Source organism: Streptomyces sp. NPDC005423 (genome assembly GCF_040606415.1).
Taxonomy (GTDB): Bacteria; Actinomycetota; Actinomycetes; order Streptomycetales; family Streptomycetaceae; genus Streptomyces.
The window spans coordinates 122,496-141,375 of record NZ_JBEXET010000019.1 but is presented as its reverse complement, the minus strand read 5'-3'; the positions used below and the strand labels follow the sequence as shown (position 1 = coordinate 141,375).

18 protein-coding genes and 1 pseudogene are annotated in these 18,880 nt (G+C 71.0%); 9 read left to right on the top strand and 10 right to left on the bottom strand.

What is annotated here, in order from left to right; genetic code table 11:
* Positions 1–353: 353 nt before the first annotated feature.
* Positions 354–995, bottom strand: coding sequence for a DNA-3-methyladenine glycosylase (locus ABZT12_RS21385; protein ID WP_356386653.1), 642 nt, complete (start codon positions 993–995; stop codon positions 354–356).
* Positions 996–1,131: 136 nt separating this feature from the next.
* Here ABZT12_RS21385 and ABZT12_RS21380 point away from each other — a divergent pair, with 136 nt between their 5' ends.
* The 3 genes from ABZT12_RS21380 (at position 1,132) to ABZT12_RS21370 (ending at position 3,156) form a co-directional block, all read left to right on the top strand.
* Positions 1,132–1,914: a sporulation protein gene (locus tag ABZT12_RS21380; RefSeq protein ID WP_356386650.1), complete on the top strand. Its 783-nt coding sequence runs from the start codon at positions 1,132–1,134 to the stop codon at positions 1,912–1,914.
* Positions 1,915–1,965: 51 nt separating this feature from the next.
* Positions 1,966–2,505, top strand: coding sequence for a YbhB/YbcL family Raf kinase inhibitor-like protein (locus ABZT12_RS21375; RefSeq protein WP_356386647.1), 540 nt, complete (start codon positions 1,966–1,968; stop codon positions 2,503–2,505).
* Positions 2,506–2,649: 144 nt separating this feature from the next.
* Entirely contained in the window at positions 2,650–3,156 is a 507-nt protein-coding gene (locus ABZT12_RS21370) for an HNH endonuclease (protein ID WP_356386644.1), read from the top strand.
* 72 nt (positions 3,157–3,228) lie between these two features.
* Here the strand turns inward: ABZT12_RS21370 and ABZT12_RS21365 are convergent, their stop codons facing one another.
* The 3 genes from ABZT12_RS21365 to ABZT12_RS21355 form a co-directional block, all read right to left on the bottom strand.
* The gene (locus ABZT12_RS21365) at positions 3,229–4,185 is read right to left on the bottom strand and encodes an SPFH domain-containing protein (RefSeq protein ID WP_356386641.1); all 957 of its coding nucleotides are present in this window, start codon (positions 4,183–4,185) and stop codon (positions 3,229–3,231) included.
* A 141-nt stretch (positions 4,186–4,326) separates the two neighbouring features.
* Positions 4,327–4,761 carry an NfeD family protein gene (locus tag ABZT12_RS21360; protein ID WP_356386638.1) on the bottom strand — a complete coding sequence of 145 codons (435 nt, stop codon included), beginning with the start codon at positions 4,759–4,761 and terminating at the stop codon, positions 4,327–4,329.
* A gap of 76 nt (positions 4,762–4,837) precedes the next feature.
* Positions 4,838–5,629 (bottom strand): ABC transporter ATP-binding protein, encoded by a 792-nt coding sequence (locus ABZT12_RS21355; protein WP_356386635.1) that lies wholly within the window; start codon positions 5,627–5,629, stop codon positions 4,838–4,840.
* Between the two features lie 132 nt (positions 5,630–5,761).
* Between ABZT12_RS21355 and ABZT12_RS21350 the strand changes: the two genes are divergently transcribed.
* Positions 5,762–6,550, top strand: a complete 789-nt coding sequence (locus ABZT12_RS21350; RefSeq protein ID WP_356386632.1) for a hypothetical protein — start codon at positions 5,762–5,764, stop codon at positions 6,548–6,550.
* Positions 6,551–6,615: 65 nt separating this feature from the next.
* Here the strand turns inward: ABZT12_RS21350 and ABZT12_RS21345 are convergent, their stop codons facing one another.
* Positions 6,616–7,257 carry a response regulator transcription factor gene (locus tag ABZT12_RS21345; protein WP_356386628.1) on the bottom strand — a complete coding sequence of 214 codons (642 nt, stop codon included), beginning with the start codon at positions 7,255–7,257 and terminating at the stop codon, positions 6,616–6,618.
* Positions 7,250–8,395, bottom strand: a complete 1,146-nt coding sequence (locus ABZT12_RS21340; RefSeq protein ID WP_356386625.1) for a GAF domain-containing sensor histidine kinase — start codon at positions 8,393–8,395, stop codon at positions 7,250–7,252. Before ABZT12_RS21340 ends, ABZT12_RS21345 begins: the two co-directional genes overlap by 8 nt.
* Positions 8,396–8,577: 182 nt before the next feature.
* Here ABZT12_RS21340 and ABZT12_RS21335 point away from each other — a divergent pair, with 182 nt between their 5' ends.
* The 3 genes from ABZT12_RS21335 (at position 8,578) to ABZT12_RS21325 (ending at position 11,434) form a co-directional block, all read left to right on the top strand.
* Complete coding sequence (locus tag ABZT12_RS21335) at positions 8,578–9,273, top strand: SDR family NAD(P)-dependent oxidoreductase (protein ID WP_356386622.1); 696 nt, start codon at positions 8,578–8,580, stop codon at positions 9,271–9,273.
* Positions 9,270–10,349, top strand: a complete 1,080-nt coding sequence (locus tag ABZT12_RS21330; RefSeq protein ID WP_356386619.1) for an S-adenosylmethionine:tRNA ribosyltransferase-isomerase — start codon at positions 9,270–9,272, stop codon at positions 10,347–10,349. The genes ABZT12_RS21335 and ABZT12_RS21330 overlap by 4 nt, the downstream gene beginning before the upstream one ends.
* Before the next feature lie 305 nt (positions 10,350–10,654).
* Entirely contained in the window at positions 10,655–11,434 is a 780-nt protein-coding gene (locus ABZT12_RS21325; RefSeq protein ID WP_356386616.1) for a transglycosylase SLT domain-containing protein, read from the top strand.
* Positions 11,435–11,560: 126 nt separating this feature from the next.
* Here the strand turns inward: ABZT12_RS21325 and ABZT12_RS21320 are convergent, their stop codons facing one another.
* On the bottom strand, positions 11,561–14,056 hold the full coding sequence (locus ABZT12_RS21320) for an FHA domain-containing protein (protein WP_356386613.1): 2,496 nt from the start codon (positions 14,054–14,056) through the stop codon (positions 11,561–11,563).
* 241 nt (positions 14,057–14,297) lie between these two features.
* On the opposite strand from ABZT12_RS21320, the gene ABZT12_RS21315 reads away from it, so the two are divergent.
* Both ABZT12_RS21315 and serB read left to right on the top strand, forming a co-directional pair.
* A complete protein-coding gene (locus tag ABZT12_RS21315) occupies positions 14,298–16,163 on the top strand; it encodes a streptophobe family protein (RefSeq protein WP_356386610.1) in 1,866 nt (621 codons plus the stop codon).
* Positions 16,164–16,464: 301 nt separating this feature from the next.
* Positions 16,465–17,673, top strand: coding sequence for a phosphoserine phosphatase SerB (serB, locus tag ABZT12_RS21310; RefSeq protein WP_356386607.1), 1,209 nt, complete (start codon positions 16,465–16,467; stop codon positions 17,671–17,673).
* A gap of 90 nt (positions 17,674–17,763) precedes the next feature.
* Here serB and ABZT12_RS21305 read toward each other — a convergent pair whose 3' ends face one another.
* The 3 genes and pseudogenes from ABZT12_RS21305 to ABZT12_RS21295 form a co-directional block, all read right to left on the bottom strand.
* Positions 17,764–18,282 carry a histidine phosphatase family protein gene (locus ABZT12_RS21305; RefSeq protein ID WP_356386604.1) on the bottom strand — a complete coding sequence of 173 codons (519 nt, stop codon included), beginning with the start codon at positions 18,280–18,282 and terminating at the stop codon, positions 17,764–17,766.
* Positions 18,283–18,347: 65 nt separating this feature from the next.
* Positions 18,348–18,553, bottom strand: a pseudogene (locus ABZT12_RS21300) (hypothetical protein).
* 199 nt (positions 18,554–18,752) lie between these two features.
* Positions 18,753–18,869 (bottom strand): SGM_5486 family transporter-associated protein, encoded by a 117-nt coding sequence (locus tag ABZT12_RS21295; protein ID WP_356386678.1) that lies wholly within the window; start codon positions 18,867–18,869, stop codon positions 18,753–18,755.
* Positions 18,870–18,880: the final 11 nt, after the last annotated feature.

Genomic DNA, 18,880 nt, shown 5'->3' with positions numbered 1-18,880 from the left:
CAAGGAACGGACGCTTCCTTTGTACTCACCCTCTCGGGCTTTCCTCCGGGCTTTTCCCTTCGGTCTTGCGTTTCCGACTCTATCAGACCGTTTCCGGTCCGGATTCCCTGTCGGCGGGAGTGCCAAAGGTTTTGGGCTTTCGCCTGTCGGCCTTTCGACATTCACTACGTTAACCGATTCCCGTGGGGACTCATAATCGAGTCCCGCGAGTTCGAATTCAGGCATACGGACACGCCGAAATCGCCCCCGCTGAGGGGGAGTCGTAGGTAGTGGGTTGGCCGCTTCCGGCTGCTGACAACTGCCGTACCCGGTTCAAGCGGCTCGGGCTACATTACGCAGCCTGGTGGGGCGCGTCAACTTGACCGACGCCTCGGGGTGTGCGCTCGGTACGGGCTCACCGTGGGGTCGTCGGCGATCCAGAAGCGCCAGGGGTGGACGGCACCGTCCCCGGAGACGCCGGTGCGTGGACCGCTGCACACCTGGTCGGGGACGACCGGGCTGCCGGTGAGCATTCTGAGCGGTGTCTCGGCGGAGGTGCACGCGTCGGTGCCGTCCAGGGTCCGGTCCACGTCCAGGGCGGTGGCCAGCCGGGCGGGTCCTTTGGCCAGTTCTCTGTCGTTCCGGGCCGAGAGTCGACGTTTGCGGGCGAGTGCGGCGCCCTCGACGATCTCGCCGGCCCGGAGCAGGACCGCCCGGGCGGTGCCCTCCGGACCGCACACCAGGTTCATGCAGTGCCACATGCCGTAGGTGAAGTAGACGTAGACGTGCCCGGGCGCACCGAACATCACCGCGTTGCGGGCCGTCGGACCGCGATAGGCGTGGGAGCCGGGGTCGTTGGGGCCGTCGTAGGCCTCGACCTCTGTGATGCGCAGGGTGATCGGGCCGTCGGGGGTGGTGCGGACGAGGAGGCGGCCGAGGAGGTCGGGGGCGACCTCCAGAACGGGGCGGTCGAAGAACGCGCGTGGCAGGGGGATACGGTCCGGGGGCGTGATCATGGCCGACGAGCGTAGTCCAGCCGGGGTGTGCCAAGGGCTGGTCAAGGCTCCTTCCCGTTGTCGGGGTGTGGCGCGGAACCGGCGGCGGCCGGATCGCGTTTGTAGGGATCAAGGACCCACACGTAAAGGGAGAGTCATGGCGTTCAAGAAGCTGCTCGCGAGCCTGGGGGCCGGTGGGGCTTCGGTCGAGACCGTGCTGACCGAGGTCAATGTCGTGCCGGGCGGCGTCGTCCAGGGTGAGGTGCGGATCCAGGGCGGGTCCGTGAACCAGGACATCCAGGGCCTGTCGGTGGGTCTGAAGGCGAAGGTCGAGGTGGAGAGCGGCGACGAGGAGTACAAGCAGAACATCGAGTTCGCCAAGGTGCGGCTCGGCGACGCCTTCGAGTTGCAGGCTGGCGCGGTGCACTCGGTGCCGTTCGGGCTGGAGATCCCCTGGGAGACGCCGATCACGATGATCGACGGTCAGTCGCTGCGCGGCATGAACATCGGGGTGAGCACGGAGCTGGCGATCGCCCGTGCCATCGACTCCGGTGACCTGGACCCGATCAACGTGCATCCGCTGCCGGTGCAGAAGGCGATCCTGGACGCGTTCATCCGGCTGGGCTTCCGCTTCAAGAACGCCGACATGGAGCGCGGTCACATCCGGGGGACGCGGCAGCAGCTGCCGTTCTACCAGGAGATCGAGTTCCACCCGCCGTCGCAGTACCGGGGTCTGCACCAGGTCGAGCTGAGCTTCGTCGCGGACGACAACGCGATGGACGTCATCCTGGAGATGGACAAGAAGCCGGGCCTGTTCAGCGAGGGCAGCGACACCTTCCGGTCCTTCCAGGTGGGTCACCACGACTTTCAGGGCACGGACTGGGCGGCGTACCTCAATCAGTGGCTGTCGGAGGTCGGCAGCAAGCGCAACTGGTTCTAGGCTCGGGACGCGCTGATTCCCCTGTTGCAGAACCGATCAGGAGGTACCGAGGTGACCGAGCTCAGTCGACGGCCGCTCCCCCACGATTTCCATCCGCCCGTGCCGTCGTTCACGGTCACGAGTGAGGACGTCGAGCCGGGCGCGACCCTCAAGGAGGCTCAGGTCCAGGCGGCCGGGAACACCTCGCCGCAGCTGCGGTGGGAGGGCTTCCCGCCCGGGACGAAGAGCTTCGCGGTGACCTGTTACGACCCGGACGCGCCCACCGGCAGCGGGTTCTGGCACTGGTCCCTGTTCGACATCCCGGCCTCCGTGACCGAGCTGCCGGCGGGCGCCGGTGGTGGGAGGTTCGAAGGGCTGCCCGAAGGTGCCGTCCACGTGCGCAACGACTACGGCACGAAGGACTTCGGCGGGGCCGCGCCGCCGCCCGGGGACGGGCCGCACCGTTACGTGTTCACGGTGTACGCCGTGGACCAGGAGAAGCTCGGTCCGGATGCGGACGTCTCTCCCGCGGTCGTCGGTTTCAACCTGCGTTTCCACACGCTGGCGCGTGCCCAACTCATCGGTGAGTACGAGGTTCCCGCCGAAGACTGACGTTCACGGAACGTTTGCCCGTCTCTGGTCTTGGAAGTGATCAGAGACGGGCATTTTTTATTGCGTTGTCCATCTCGGCGTGCCCGGCCAGAGTTGATCCAAGCCCGCCAGGGGGTGGGCCGGTGCGCATGGGAGGTGGGCTTGATGCGGGACACGCTGGTGCTGAACGCGAGTTTTGAGCCGCTGTCGACGGTGACGTTGAATCGAGCCATCGTGCTGGTGCTCCAGGACAAGGCTGTCGTCGAGCAGGCCCACCCCGTGCTGCGGATGCGCGGAGCCGCGGTGGACATACCGGCGCCCCGGGTGATCCGGCTGTGCCGGTACGTACGCGTGCCGTTCCGAAGACAAGCGCCGTGGTCGAGGCGGGGTGTGCTGGTCAGGGACCGCCACCGGTGCGCGTACTGCGGCAGGCGGGCGACCACGGTGGACCACGTGGTGCCGAGGGCGCAGGGCGGTCAGGACTCCTGGCTGAACACGGTGGCCTCGTGCGCGGAGGACAACCACCGCAAGGCGGCCCGGACTCCGGAGCAGGCGGGGATGCCGCTGCTGCGCCGGCCCTTCGAGCCCACGCCGGCGGACGCGATGCTGCTGGCCCTCGGACAGGACGACTTCGACGCGCTGCCGGAGTGGCTGGCCCAGCCGGCGGCTTAGGAGCTGCTACGACGACAACTGGGGCCCAACTCACGTGAGTTGGGCCCCAGTTGTCGTCGTAGAGGTGCGGTGTCAGTCTATGACCGGCTTCTCGCGGCGTTCCTTGTTGGTGGAGGAGCCGCCGGAGTTGCCTCCGTCGCCCGAATTGCCGTTGAAGGGGCCCATGTTGCCCATGGCGCCGGACAGGCCCTTGAGGGCGTCGCCGATCTCGCTGGGGACGATCCAGAGCTTGTTGGCGTCGCCCTCGGCGAGCTTCGGGAGCATCTGGAGGTACTGGTAGCTCAGCAGCTTCTGGTCGGCGTCGCCGGCGTGGATGGCCTCGAAGACCGTACGGACGGCCTGGGCCTCGCCCTCGGCGCGCAGGGCCGCGGCCTTGGCCTCGCCCTCCGCGCGCAGGATCTGGGACTGCTTCTCGCCCTCGGCGGTGAGGATCGCGGCTTGGCGGGTGCCTTCGGCGGTGAGGATCGCGGCGCGCTTGTCACGGTCGGCGCGCATCTGCTTCTCCATCGAGTCCTGGATGGAGGTGGGCGGTTCGATCGCCTTGAGCTCGACGCGGTTGACGCGGATGCCCCACTTGCCGGTGGCCTCGTCGAGGACTCCGCGCAGGGCCGCGTTGATCTCCTCGCGGGAGGTCAGGGTGCGCTCCAGGTCCATGCCGCCGATGATGTTGCGGAGCGTGGTGACGGTGAGCTGCTCGATCGCCTGGATGTAGCTGGCGACTTCGTAGGTGGCGGCCCGGGCGTCGGTCACCTGGTAGTAGATGACGGTGTCGATGTTGACGACCAGGTTGTCCTGGGTGATGACCGGCTGCGGCGGGAACGGGACCACCTGTTCACGCAGGTCGATGCGGTTGCGGATGGTGTCGATGAACGGGACGACGATGTTGAGTCCCGCGTTGAGCGTCCGTGTGTAACGGCCGAAGCGCTCCACAATCGCGGCACTTGCCTGCGGGATGACCTGGATCGTCTTGATCAGGGCGATGAAGACCAACACCACCAGGATGATCAAGACGATGATGACCGGTTCCATCGTGCTTCCCGTACCCTTCTTCGCCTCGGCGCTTTCGGAAGATCTTATGGTTGTCGAAGATCTTGCTGGTCGAGTCTGGCAGACCGTCGCGTGCCACGCGAGGTGTTCTGATCAGTTGCGTGGCAACGGAGTTGGGCGAGGTCACAGGACGATTGCCGTGGCTCCCTCGATGTCGACGACGTCCACCTCCTGGCCCGGTTCGTAGGCGCGGTCGGCGTCCAGTGAGCGTGCCGACCAGATCTCTCCGGCGAGTTTGATCCGGCCGTCCCCGGAGGCGTCGACGCGTTCCAGGACGACGGCCTGCCTGCCCTTCAACGCGTCGACGCCGGTGACGAGTTGGGGCCTGGTGGAGCGGTGCCGGGTCGCGATGGGACGTACGACGGCGATGAGGGCGACCGAGACGACGGCGAAGGCGATGACCTGGAGGATCGCGTTCCCGCCGATCCCGGCGACGACGGCGGCGGCCAGGGCCCCCGCGGCGAGCATGCCGAACTCGGGCATCGCGGTCACCACGAGCGGGATTCCGAGCGCTGCCGCGCCGACGAGCCACCACACCCATGCGTCGATGTCGTTCACCAGGTCATGGTAGAGCGGCGGGTCCCGTCGCCGACAGGGCGCAGAGCGCCGAACGACCCGCTTCTTCAAGGGCAGTTCAGGACATGGGGAGGCCCTGGGCGGTCCAGCGCTCGCCGACCTGTTCCACGACGAGCGGGAGACCGAAGCAGAGGGAGAGGTTGCGGGAGGTGAGTTCGAGCTCCAGCGGTCCAGCGGCGAGGACCTTGCCCTGACGGATCATCAGGACGTGGGTGAAGCCGGGGGCGATCTCCTCGACGTGGTGCGTGACCATGATCATGGAGGGGGCGATCGGGTCGCGGGCAAGGCGGCCGAGGCGGCGTACGAGGTCCTCGCGGCCACCGAGGTCGAGGCCGGCGGCGGGCTCGTCGAGTAGGAGCAGTTCCGGGTCGGTCATCAGGGCGCGGGCGATCAGGGTGCGCTTGCGCTCGCCCTCGGAGAGGGTGCCGAACCTGCGGTCCAGGTAGTCGCTCATCCCGAGGCGGTCGAGGAAGGCGCGGGCGCGCCGTTCGTCGATGTCCTCGTAGTCCTCGTGCCAGCCGGCGGTCATGCCGTAGGCGGCGGTCAGGACGGTCTGCAGGACGGTCTGGCGCTTGGGGAGCTTATCGGCCATGGCGATGCCGGCCACGCCGATGCGGGGACGGAGTTCGAAGACGTCGACCTGGCCGAGGGTCTCGCCGAGGATCGTGGCGGTGCCCGTGCTGGGGAAGAGGTAGCTGGAGGCGAGGTTCAGGAGCGTGGTCTTGCCGGCGCCGTTGGGACCGAGGATGACCCAGCGCTCGCCCTCCTTGACCGACCAGGAGACCTGGTCCACCAGAGCCCGGCCCTCCCGGACCACGGATACGTCCTCCAGCTCCAGAACATCGCTCATGAGCGCGCTGTCTCCCATTGCAGTGTCGGCCTGTCTCGGCAGTCGTGTGCGCCGATAGGCGCAGCCCCCAGGGAAATCTACGCCACCGGCCGGGCGCTCCATTCCATCGGTCCTGTCCTTATGGTGGGAGCCATGCTTTCGGAACCACGTTCAGGACGCCTCGCCGCCTGGGGAAACGCCCTTTTGGCCGGACTTGTCTCACCGGACGAGGCCGTGCTCGCCATCGTGGGCGAGGACGCTGTGCACCGGGTGGAGGGGCTGCCGGGCGAGTCGGCGCCCGTCGGGCTCACGCTCGCGCTGGGGCGGCTGCGCGCCCTCGGGGTCAGCGGGCTGCGGGTGGCGCTGCCCGCGCCGGGGCATGCGCTGGGGCTGAGCGGGCCGCCCGAGTTCAACGCGCGGGCGCTGGAGGCCGGCGAGGCGGTGGTCTGTCACGGCTCGGCGCTGGGGCTGGTGCCCGAGGTCCGGGAGGCGGGGCCGGCGGGCGATGTGCATGCCGAGGTCGTCTGGCACAGTCTGGCGGTCCGGGAGGCACCGCCCGCCGATGTGCCCTCGCTCGGGGAGGCCGAGCGGGAGCTGGCGGAGGCGCTGCGGGACGCCACGGAGGTGCTGTCGCGGCTGGACCTGGCCGGTTCCGGGCCGGTGGCGGAGGCGGCGGTCGACGCTTACCGGGCCAGGGCCGAGCGGGGGCGGGAGGTGCTGGCGCCGGGGTATCCGCCGCGTGCGGTGCGGGTGCTGGAACTGGCGCAGCGCGTCGGGCTGTTGGTCTCCGTGGCGTACGAGAGCGGGCACGGGGGCGCGGTGAGCGCGTCGGAGATGTCCGCTCGGGCGGAGGCGTTGCGGCCGGTGGAGCGGACGGCCCGGCGTGCGCAGGTCGCCGCGTACAACTCCATGGTGGAGGAGCGGGAGAAGGGGGTGCGCTGAGGGGCGGGGCGCACTGTCCGGCCCCCGACGGGCCTCGCGCGGCGCGGGTCCGGCGGAGGCGTCGTTCAGCGCGTCATGCCATGGCGGACGGCCCACAGCGCGGCCTGGGTGCGGTCGGCCAGGTCGAGCTTCATGAGGATGTTCGAGACATGCGTCTTCACGGTCTTCTCGGAGAGGACCAGGGCGCGGGCGATCTCGCGGTTGGAGCGGCCGTCCGCTATCAGGCCCAGCACCTCGCGCTCCCGCTCGGTGAGTGAACCGCCCCTGCCCTGACCGGACCTGGTTTCCTCCTGGGACAACAGGGCGTGCGCGGCCTCGGGTTGGAGCAGGATGTGGCCCGCGTGCACGGAGCGGATGGCGCCGGCCAGGGCGTCCGGGTCCACGTCCTTGTAGACGTATCCGGCGGCGCCCGCGCGCAGGGCCGGGATCACCGTGCGCTGTTCGGTGAAGCTGGTGACGATCAGCACGCGCGCGGGGTTGTCGAGTGCGCGGAGTCTGCGCAGTGCCTCGATGCCGTCGGTGCCCGGCATCCTGACGTCCATGAGTACGACGTCGGGCTTCAACTCCTCGGCGCGGTCGACTCCTTCGGCGCCGTCGGCCGCCTCCCCGACGACCTCGATGTCGTCCTGTACTTCCAGGAAGGTGCGCAGGCCCCGGCGGACGACCTGGTGGTCGTCGACGAGCAGCACCCTGATCGCGTCAGCCACCGGGGACCTCCATCTCGACGGTGGTGCCCTTTCCGGGCGCCGATTCCACGGTCAGTGTGCCGCCGACGCCGTCGGTCCGGTCCCGCATCGAGACCAGGCCGAGGTGGCGTCCCGCCCTGCGGACCGCCCGGGGGTCGAAGCCGCTGCCGTCGTCGGTGATCCGCAGCACGGCCCCAGCGCCGCGGCGCTCCAGGGTGACGTCGACGTGCGGTGCCCCGGAGTGCCGCAGGGCGTTGTGCAGGGCTTCCTGGGCGACCCGGAGCACGGCCTCCTCCTGGGCGGCGGGGAGGGCGCGCAGGTTGCGGCCGGCGAAGGTCACGCGTGCGGTGTGGGCGCGGTCGAGGACCTGGATCTGGGTGCGCAACGTGGCCTGCAGGCCGTCCTCGTCGAGTGCGGCGGGGCGCAACTCGACGACGGCGGCGCGCAGTTCGTCGGCCGCCTCGGCGGCGAGCGCGGCGACCTGCTGCAACTCGCCCTTGGCGCGCGAGGGGTCGCGGTCGACGAGGCTGGCGGCCGCCTGGGCGGTGAGGCGCAGGGAGAACAGCTTCTGGGCGACCGCGTCGTGCAGCTCGTGCGCGAGCCGGGAGCGCTCCTCGGCGATGGTGAGTTCGCGGCTGCGCTCGTGCAGGCGGGCGTTGGTGAGGGCGATGGCGGCGTGCTGGGCGAGGATGGCGAGCAGCTCCTCGTCCTCCTCGGTGAAGCCGCAACCGCCGTCCGGCTTGGGGCAGTTCTTGTTCGCCAGGAAGAGGGCGCCGATGACTTCGTCGCCGTCGCGGATGGGCAGGCCCAGGAAGTCGGACATGTCGGGGTGGGCGGCGGGCCAGCCCTCGAAGCGCGGGTCCTCGCGCACGTCGGCGAGGCGCTCGGGCCTGGCCTCGTGGAGCATCGCGGCGAGGATGCCGTGCTGGCGCGGGAGCGGGCCGATGGCCTTCCACCGGGCGTCGCTGACGCCGTCGACCACGAACTGGGCGAAGCCGCCGTGGTCGTCCGGGACGCCGAGCGCGGCGTACTCGGCGTCGAGCAGGTCACGGGCCGAGGCGACGATCGTCTTCAGGACGTCGCGCACCTCCAGGTGCCTGCTCATGGCCAGCAGTGCCGCGCTCACCGCGGCGAGGCCGGACCGGGGGCCTTGACTCATGCCCTCACGGTACCGGCGGGGTCCGACATCGCGGATCGGGCGAGTGGCGGCGGGCGTCTGGACCGTTTGCCCTAGGCCCAAGGGCCCCGGTGGCCTGCGGCTCGCGTCCGAGGCGGTGGGCGCGGTGCCGTTCCTACGTTGGGGGCACGCCGACCGGGCGTGTGGACGAGGGGACGGTTGTCATGCCGGTAGCGATCATCACGGGGGCCTCGAAGGGGCTCGGGCGGGCGCTCGCCGAAGCGCTGGCCCTGCGCGGCTGGGACCTGGTGCTGGACGCCAGGACGGAGAAGGCGCTGACGGAGACGGCGGTGGCCGTGGCGGCGTACGGCACGCGGGTGGCGGCGCGGCCCGGGGACGTCACGGACGCGGGACACCGGAGCGAGCTGGTGGCGGCGGCCCGGGGGCTGGGCGGCATCGACCTGGTGGTGAGCAACGCGAGCGCGCTGGGCGCGGAGCCGCTCGTACGGCTGGCGGAGCTGCCCCTGGACGGGCTGCGGCGGGCGCTGGAGGTGAACGTGGTGGCCGCGCTGGGGCTGGTCCAGGAGGCGCTGCCCCTGTTGCGGGCCGCGGTGGCGGGTGCGGTGGTCGTGGTGAGTTCGGACGCGGCGGCCGAGGCGTACGAGACGTGGGGCGGCTACGGGGCGTCCAAGGCGGCCCTGGACCGGCTCGCGGCGGTGCTCGGCGTGGAGGAGCCGGGGCTGCGGGTGTGGGCGGTGGACCCCGGGGACATGGCGACGGACCTGTACGCGGCGGCCGTACCGGACGACGACGGGCCGCGTCCGGACCCGGCCGAGGTGGTGCCGGCCTTCCTGCGGCTGCTGGACGAGCGGCCCGCGAGCGGCCGCTACGGTGCGCCGGCACTGCCGGCGGAGCGGTGACCCTGTCCGTGGGGGTGCCGGAGGAGCTGTCGGCGCGGGTGCCTGCCGAGCAGCGCGGACCGGGGCTGGACCGGGGTTCCGTACGGCTGCTGGTGTCGCGGGGCACGGAGGTGGCGCACCACGTCTTCGGGGAGCTGCCCCGGTTGCTGCGGGCCGGGGACGTGCTGGTCGTCAACACGTCGCCGACGCTGGCCGCCGCGGTGGACGGACGGGTGGGGCACGCGCGCGTGGTGGTGCATTTCTCCACCCGGGGCGACGACGGGCGCTGGGCGGTGGAGCTGCGTGACCCGGACGGGGCAGGCACCACGCGCGCGCGTCCGGGCGGCCCGGCGGGTGCCGAGGTCCGGCTGCCGGACGGCGTCCGGCTGGCTCTGGAGGAGCCGCTGAGCGCGGGCGGCGGGCGGCTGTGGTGGGCCCGGGTGTCGGGTTCCGGGGTCCTGGGCCTGCTGCGGGAGTGGGGGCGGCCGATCCGCTACTCCTATACGGAGCGGGACCAGCCCCTGTCCGTCTACCAGACGGTGTTCGCGGTGCCGACGGCCGACGGGACGGGCAGTGCGGAGATGCCGAGCGCGGCGCGGCCGTTCACCTCGCGGCTGGTGGCGGAGCTGGCGGCCCGGGGGGTGCGGTTCGCGCCGGTCACGCTGCACACCGGGGTGGCGTCGGCGGAGGCGCACGAGCCGCCGTATCCGGAGCGGTTCTCGGTGCCGGAGGCGTCGGCGCGGCTGCTGAACGCGGTGCGGGCCGGGGCGGGGCGGGTGCTGGCGGTGGGGACGACGGCCGTACGGGCGGTGGAGTCGGCGGCCGGGCCCGACGCGGTCGTACGCGCGCGTGCGGGGTGGACGGACCTCGTCGTCACTCCGGAGCGGGGCGTGCGGGCCGTGGACGGGCTGCTGACCGGGCTGCACGAGCCGGCGGCCTCGCATCTGCTGATGCTGGAGGCGATCGCCGGGCCGGCCGCTGTCGGCCGCAGCTACGCGGAGGCCCTGCGCGGACGGTACCTGTGGCACGAGTTCGGGGACGTGCACCTCATCCTGCCGGAGGAGGGCCCTCACCCAGTGCCTTGCTCCAGCAACTGAATGTAAGAAGGCTGTGCGGAGGATGTGAGGCCGCACATAGGGCGCAGATCACGTACTAAGGGACATAGGAGACACTGGCCCCCTCTTGAGCGGGACAGACAGTCCGGTCTGTCCCGTTTTGCCCCTCCGTGCTCCACTATCCGGGATCGTACGTCACACCTTTGCCTGATGTTTTTGCGGCCGCTAAGAATGGCAGCCGTCGCTCAGCGCCGTGGGTCCACCCCGCGGCGTTCGTGCCGGAAGCACCTTCCTGTCCCCGCCGGACGCAGAGCGACCTCCGCGCTATCCGAAGAGGTCCCCCCGCCATGCCCAAGAACATCACCACTCGTGGTCATAGTCGTGCGCTGACGAAGAACCACAAGATCGCGCTCGCCGGTGTCGCCACCCTCGGTGCCGCCGCGCTCGCCTTCACCGCCGTCCCCGCCGGCACGCACACGACCACCAGCGACGCCTCGTCGTCGGCCCAGGTGGCCTACCGCTCCGAGCCGATCAAGGGCGTCAAGGCCAGCGTCACCGACCAGCTCGCCGGTGCCGGCGTGAAGACCGAGGCGATCCAGGCGAAGGTCGACGCGAAGAAGGCGGAGGCGCAGAAGAAGGCCGAGGCGAAGAAGGCCGAGGCCACCGCCGCCGCGAAGAAGAAGGCCGCCGCCGAAGCCGCCGCCGAGAAGGCGAAGCGGAAGGCCGCCGCCGAGCGCGGCGCCAAGAAGGCCGCGAGCCGCTCCACGCAGCGCGTCCCGATGCAGTCGGTCGCCGCGAAGACGTACGCGAACAACCTCAACGGCTGGATCGCCCACGCCCTCGACATCATGCACAGCAAGAACATCCCCGGCAGCTACAGCGGCCTGCACCGCAACATCATGCGGGAGTCGTCGGGCAACCCCAACGCCATCAACGGCTGGGACGTCAACGCCGTCAACGGGATCCCCTCCAAGGGCCTGCTCCAGGTGATCCCGCCGACCTTCAGCGCGTACCACGTCTCCGGTACGTCCTGGAACATCTACGACCCGGTCGCCAACATCACGGCCGCCGCCAACTACGCGGCGGACAAGTACGGTTCGATCGACAACGTCAACAGCGCGTACTGAGGCGCGCGGGGTCAGCGCGGACCTCTGCACGCGACGGAACGCCGAAGGGCGGTACCCCGGTCCGGGGTACCGCCCTTCACGCCGTACGACGGTGACTCCGTACGACGGAGACCCGTACAGCGGCGGCTACTTGCGCATCACCTCGGGCTCGTGGCGGCGCAGGAAGCGGGCCACGAAGAAGCCGCAGATCACGCCGAGGACGAGCAGGGCGGCCATGTCCAGGCCCCAGGCGCCGACGGTGTGGTTCCACAGCGGGTCCGTGGAGCCCCCGTCCTTGGGCGGGCTGATCCTGTTGAAGTCCAGCGTGGCGCCCGCCGCGGCCACCGCCCAACGTGACGGCATCAGATACGAGAACTGCTCCACGCCGACCGAGCCGTGCAGCGTGAACAGGCAGCCGGTGAAGACGACTTGGATGATCGCGAACATGACGAGCAGCGGCATGGTCTTCTCGGCCGTCTTCACCAGCGCCGAGATGATCAGGCCGAACATCATCGAGGTGAAGCCCAACGCCATGATCGGCACCGAGAGTTCGAGGATCGTCGCGCCGCCGAAGACCAGGCCCCTGGCCGGGATCTCCCGCGGGAAGAAGCCGATGGCGCCGACCAGGGCGCCCTGGAACACGGTGATCATGCCGAGCACGAACACCTTGGACATCAGGTAGGCGGAGCGGGAGAGACCGGTCGCCCGCTCCCGCTCGTAGATCACCCGTTCCTTGATGAGTTCGCGGACCGAGTTGGCCGCGCCGGCGAAGCACGCGCCGACCGCGAGGATCAGCAGGACCGTGGTGGCCGTGCCGTTCGGGATGATGTTCCCGGTCTTCGGGTTGGCCGGGTTGGGCAGCAGGGTGTGGTCGGAGTCGATGAGCAGGCTCACCGCGCCGAGGACGGCCGGCAGGATCACCATCAGCGCCAGGAAGCCCCGGTCGGAGACGATCACCGACGTGTAGCGCCGCACCAGCGTGGCGAACTGGGAGAGCCAGCCCTGCGGTTTGGGCGGCTTCATCGCGTGCATCGCCGGCATCTGTACGGACTGCGGGGCGATGGCGTCGATGTCCGCCGCGTACATCTGGTAGTGCTGCGAGCCCTTCCAGCGGCCCGACCAGTCGTAGTCGCGGTAGTTCTCGAAGGAGGAGAAGACGTCGGCCCAGGTGTCGTAGCCGAAGAAGTTCAGCGCCTCCTCCGGCGGACCGAAGTACGCCACCGCGCCTCCCGGCGCCATCACCAACAGCTTGTCGCAGATCGCGAGTTCGGCCACGGAGTGGGTGACGACGAGGACCGTACGGCCGTCGTCGGCGAGGCCGCGCAGCAGCTGCATGACATCGCGGTCCATGCCCGGGTCGAGGCCCGAGGTCGGCTCGTCGAGGAAGATCAACGACGGCTTGGTGAGCAGCTCCAGGGCGACCGAGACCCGCTTGCGCTGGCCGCCGGAGAGGGAGGTGACCTTCTTCTCCTTGTGGATGTCCAGCTTCAGTTCGCGCAGCACCTCGTTGATGCGCGCCTCGCGCTCGGCGCCGGTGGTGTCGGCCGGGAAGCGCAGCTTGGCCGCGTACTTGAGGGCCTTCTTCACGGTCAGTTCCTTGTGCAGGATGTCGTCCTGCGGGACCAGACCGATGCGCTGGCGCAACTCGGCGAACTGCTTGTAGAGGTTCCTGTTGTCGTACAGGACGTCGCCCTGGTTGGCGGGCCGGTAGCCGGTCAGCGCCTTCAGGAGGGTCGACTTGCCGGAGCCGGACGGGCCGATGACCGCGATCAGCGACTTCTCCGGGACACCGAAGGAGACGTCCTTGAGGATGTCCTTGCCGCCGTCGACGGTGACCGTCAGATGACGGGCCGAGAAGGAGACCGCACCGGTGTCGACGAACTCCTCGAGCCGGTCGCCGACCAGGCGGAACGTCGAGTGGCCGACGCCCACGATGTCGTTCGGGCCGAGCAGCGCGGAGCCGCCCTTGCTGATCGGCACACCGTTGACGTACGTGCCGTTGTGCGAGCCCAGGTCACGGATCTCGAAGCGGCCGTCGGGCGTCGCGTGGAACTCGGCGTGGTGCCGGGAGACCTGGAGGTCGGAGACGACCAGCTCGTTCTCCAGGGCGCGGCCGATGCGCATCACCCGGCCCAGCGAGAACTGGTGGAACGTGGTCGGGCTGCGGTCGCCGTAGGCCGGCGGCGCCCCCGCACCGTCACCGGGGTTCTGCTGCTGCGGAATCCGCTGCGCGGCCTGCTGGGGCCGCGGCTCCGGCCGGCCGGCCTGCGGCGCCGGTGCCTGCTGCGCCCAGCCCGGTGCCGCGCCCTGGGCCGCGTACGGCTGCGCCTGCGGCGTCGGTACGGCGGCGACCGCGCCGGACAGGCTCAGCCGCGGACCGTCGGTCGCGTTGCCGAGGTGTACGGCCGAGCCGGGGCCGATCTCGATCCGCTGGACGCGGCTGCCCTGCACGAAGGTGCCGTTGGTGCTGCCATGGTCCTCGATCAGCCAACTGCGGCCGTCCCAGCTGATCGTGGCGTGACGCCAGGAGACCCTGGCGTCGTCGAGTACGACGTCCCCCTGCGGATCACGTCCGAGCGTGTATGGCCTGGAGGCGTCGAGCGTCCAGGTTCTTCCGTTCAATTCCAGTACGAGTTCCGGCACTCCATGCCCCACTGAGTAGTCCCCCGAGTTACCCCCAACACAGGGAGTCTAGGGATGTCGAACATCGTCGGGAACTATTTCAGGCTCGGCCCTCCAACGAGAAGTCGGGCCTCGTGAAGTCGGCGCGGGAGCAGCGCGACGGTTGCCGTTGACGGGGTTGAAACCGGCCCGGAGAGTGGTAATCCACGCGAGGGGGACAGGCGCGGTGTCCCCACCGCGCCTGCGGATCGGGGGGTCTGCCATGAACTCAACGACAAGGGCCGGCACAGCGAGGCACCGCACGGGTGTGCCATGGGGGGACGCGCTGTTGTCCGCCGTCGCCTCGGTGAGCTGGGCGCTGATCGGGATGGCGGGCACGGCCGCGCTCGGTCTGCACCTGCTGGGCGCGGACACGGCGGGCTCGCTGGGCCCGATGACGGCGGCTGTGGTGGCGCTCGCGGCGGGCGGGTCGGTCTCACCGTCCGGCGACGTCTCGGCGTTCGGCCTCAAGGGCGCCCAGACGGACACGGCCGTCACGCTCACCCCGCTGGGCGTCAGCCTGGTGGGCGCCCTCCTCCTGTCGTACTTCTTCCTACGGTCCCTGCGCGCGGCCGGAGTCGAGATCTCCCCGGCCGAACTCCTCGCGCGCGCAGGGTCGTTGCTCGCGCTGTTCGTGGCGATGCTGGGCGGACTGGCCTGGGCCGGGCACGACGTCGTCACCCTCGACGGCAGCGCGCTCGGACTGGACGGGCTGCCGGGCGTCGGCGGAAGCGGCGGCAAGGTCGACCTCCCCGGGATCGGCGACATCGGGAACATCGGCGGACTGCTGCCGGGGAAGCTCGGAGATCTCGTCAAGGCGAAGGCGGCGGTCGGCTTCTCCGTCGACACCGCGGCCACCCTGCTCGGCGGGCTGGCCTGGGCCGCGGGGATGCTGCTGATCGCCCTGCTGGCCTCGCGCCGCACCCCGCTGCCACCCGGCTGGGACGCCGTCCACCGGGTCGTCCGGCCGGCCGCGTCCGCGCTGGTCCTGGTGGCGCTGGTGGCGGTCGTGGCGGGACTCTCGGCGGCCGCCTACGCCGCGGTCGGCGACGACCACCCGAAGCGGATCGCGGGCGCCGCGCTGCTGGGGGCGCCCAACGGCGTGTGGCTCGGGATCCCCATCGGCCTCTTCGTCCCCTGGGACGGCCGGGCCACCGGCGTACTGACCCGGCTCCTTCCGCACCCTTTGGACCAGTTGCTGCACAACAGGTCCGACCAGCCGGTGACCCTGCGCCGACTGGCCGAACTCGACAACCGGGTCTGGCTGTTGGCGGTCGCCGCCGCGCTGATGATGCTCCTGGCGGGTGTGTTGACGGCGGTACGGACGCCGCTGGGGACGCGGACGGCCGGCGGTGCGGTTGCGCGCGCTCCGGGAGCCCTCGGCTTCGCCGGCCGGTGCGCGCTGCGGCTGGGGATCGCGACGGCGCTGGGCCTGCCGCTGCTGGCCTGGCTGACGGACGTGTCGGTGAACGCTTCGCTGTCGGTACTCGGGTTCGACGCGCTGGGAGCGGGGATCGAGCTGCACGGGCGGCTGGGCACGGCGCTGGCGCTCGGCGCGGTGTGGGGTGCGGGGGCGGGCGCCGTCGGCGCGCTCCTGGCGTACGCGACCGGCGCGGCGGGGCGGCAGACGGCGCCCCTGGCACGGGGTGACTCGGGAACGGGCCCGAGGCCGGCGAACGGGCTGCCGGGAGCCGGCCCGTCCGAGCCCGTGGGCCACCCGGGGCACACCGGTCCCTACGCGCCCACCTCGCCGTACCGCGCGCCGAACCCCGCCACCAACCCCTATCTGCGGATCCCCGACGAGGTGCGTGCGCCGCGGGACGCCCGGCCGGGCGAGGGAGGGCCTCGGACGCCGGAGCGCTCGCGGCCCCCGGGAGGCGGCGCGGACGGTTCGCCCGCCGGTCCGCCGCCGCCCGACGACCTCTACGGCGCGCCCACCATGGCCTGGCCGCACCAGTCGCCTCCCCCGTCGCGCAGGCGTCGGCCCGGGGCGCGGTCGGGGGGCGAACCGGACGGCGGACAGCAGCCTCCGCCTCCTCCGCCCCCTCCGCCGCCGGCGCCTCCGGGGAAACCGAAGGGCCGCCGGTGAGGAGGGGGCGCCGATGACGAGGGGATGCCGTCGACGTGCGCCGGCCGGTGCGGCCGGGGGCCCCGGTCGGCGTACCGGCCGCCCGTACAGCCGTACCGAGGCCGCTCTCCGTGAGCGACTTCGTCGTCCGACGACCGGACCGGTGCGGAACGCGACCGGAGGCGGGAGAACCTGACCGTCCGCGGGTCATTCGTGGCCGCCTCGTAAGGTTCACGCCATCGAGCCGTCGCCCAGAGTTCCGTGTCCGGTGGGCGGACCTCGGGGGCGGAAGGCACTGCGTGCCGGATACGGTGGAGCCATCATGAGCGCTTCGCAGACCTCTGACGTCCCCACTCTCCTCGTCAAGATCTTCGGCAAGGACAGGCCGGGCATCACCGCCGGACTCTTCGACACCCTCGCCGCCTACTCGGTCGACGTGGTCGACATCGAGCAGGTCGTCACGCGTGGCCGGATCGTGCTGTGCGCGCTCGTGACCCCGCCGCCCGCCACGCTGGAGGGCGATCTGCGGGCCACCGTGCACAGCTGGGCCGAGTCGATGAAGATGCAGGCGGAGATCATCTCCGGCCTCGGCGACAACCGGCCGCGCGGACTCGGGCGTTCACTGGTCACCGTGCTCGGCCATCCGCTCACCGCGGAGGCCACCGCAGCGATCGCCGCCCGGATCACCCGGGCCGGCGGCAACATCGACCGTATCTTCCGGCTCGCCAAGTACCCGGTGACAGCAGTGGAGTTCGCGGTCTCCGGGGTGGAGACCGAGCCGCTGCGCACCGCCCTCGTGACCCACGCCGGAGCGCTCGGCGTCGACATCGCGGTGGTCGCGGCGGGGCTGCACCGGCGGGCCCAGCGTCTCGTCGTCATGGACGTCGACTCGACCCTCATCCAGGACGAGGTCATCGAACTGTTCGCGGCCCACGCCGGCTGCGCGGACCAGGTCGCCGAGGTGACGGCCGCCGCGATGCGCGGGGAGCTGGACTTCGAGCAGTCGCTGCACGCGCGCGTACGGCTGCTCGCCGGACTGGACGCCTCGGTGGTGGACAAGGTGCGCAGCGAGGTCCGGCTCACGCCGGGCGCGCGCACGCTGATCCGTACGCTGAAGCGGCTGGGCTATCAAGTGGGCGTCGTCTCCGGCGGGTTCACCCAGGTCACCGATGACCTCAAGGACCGGCTGGGGCTGGACTTCGCGCAGGCCAACACGTTGGAGATCGTCGACGGCAGGCTGACCGGCCGGGTCACGGGCGAGATCGTGGACCGTGCGGGCAAGGCGCGGCTGCTGCGCCGCTTCGCCGCCGAGGCGGGCGTACCCCTCGCGCAGACCGTGGCGATCGGTGACGGCGCCAACGACCTGGACATGCTGAACGCGGCCGGCCTCGGTGTCGCCTTCAACGCCAAGCCCGTCGTACGGGAGGCCGCGCACACGGCGGTGAACGTGCCGTTCCTCGACACGGTGCTGTATCTGCTCGGTGTCACCCGTGAAGAGGTCGAGGCGGCGGACACGCACGACGAGGGCTGACGTCGGGCCTCCCCTCCGGCAGACGGGGCCCGGCACCGCGCTGCGCGATGGTGCCGGGCCCCGGTCGTGGGCCGGTGGGGCTGGGGCCGGCTACTCCGACGGGGCCCAGTAGGCGGTCAGTTCGGCCGTGCCCGGTTCCAGGGCCTTCCAGGAGCCGTCGAAGGAGAGCACGGCGAAGGCGGCGGTCGGGAAGCCGCGGCGGTCCAGCCGCTCGCGGACCTCGGGGGCGGCGGTGCCGGAGAGGATGTCGGTCAGACCCTGCACACTCGGGTTGTGGCCGATGAGGACCACGTTCCGCACGTCGTCGGGAGTCTCGTTCAGCACCGCGATCAGATCGCCCGGGGAGGCCTCGTAGAGCCGCTCCTCGTAGACGGTCTTCGGCCGGTGCGCGAACTCGTGGACGGCGAGCTTCCAGGTATCGCGGGTCCTGACCGCGGTGGAGCAGAGGGCCAGGTCGAAGACGATGCCGGTGTCGGCGAGTCTGCGTCCGGCGACGGCGGCGTCCGTACGGCCCCGCTCGGCGAGCGGCCGCTCGTGATCGGACACCTCGGGCCAGTCGGCCTTCGCATGCCGGAAAAGGACAATCCTGCGGGGTTCTGCGACGCTCATGGGATCCAGCTTCGCATGAAACAGGCCACGGGGCGCCAGGAGTTGACCGGCGGCTTCGCCCGTGCTCAGCGCGCTATGAGGTGCTGCGCCCGCTCGAAGAGGTGGGTGATCGCGGGGTCCGCCGTCGCCGCCTGGGCGTCGGTCGGGTTGAGCATCAGCACGAGCAGCACGATGAACGCCAGCGCCGGCAGGGCGACGGCCCACCAGGCAGTCTGATGTCGACGCCACCCGCGGTCACCGGGTGGGGCCGGGGGTGCGTACGGGCCGGCATGGGTGCCTCCGCTGGTCTCCGGGCGGTCCGCGATCCGTGCGTCGCGGTGACACTTCGAAGGTACGGAAGCCGTGGCCCCCAACCCATCCGGAGGTCCACCCACTTGACCCTGACCCTGGCCCCCTAGGGGATAGGGGGAAAGCCCCACCATCGGCCCTCGGGGGGTGACGGTCACGGGGAGACGGTCACGGGGAGGCGGTCACGGGGAGGCGATCGTGGCGATGACGGCGATGACGATGAAGATCGCGAAGAACGAGCCGAAGACGATCAGCATCTTCTTCTGGCCGTTCTGGGGGTTCGGATCGAGAACTGGCATACGCGCAGTCT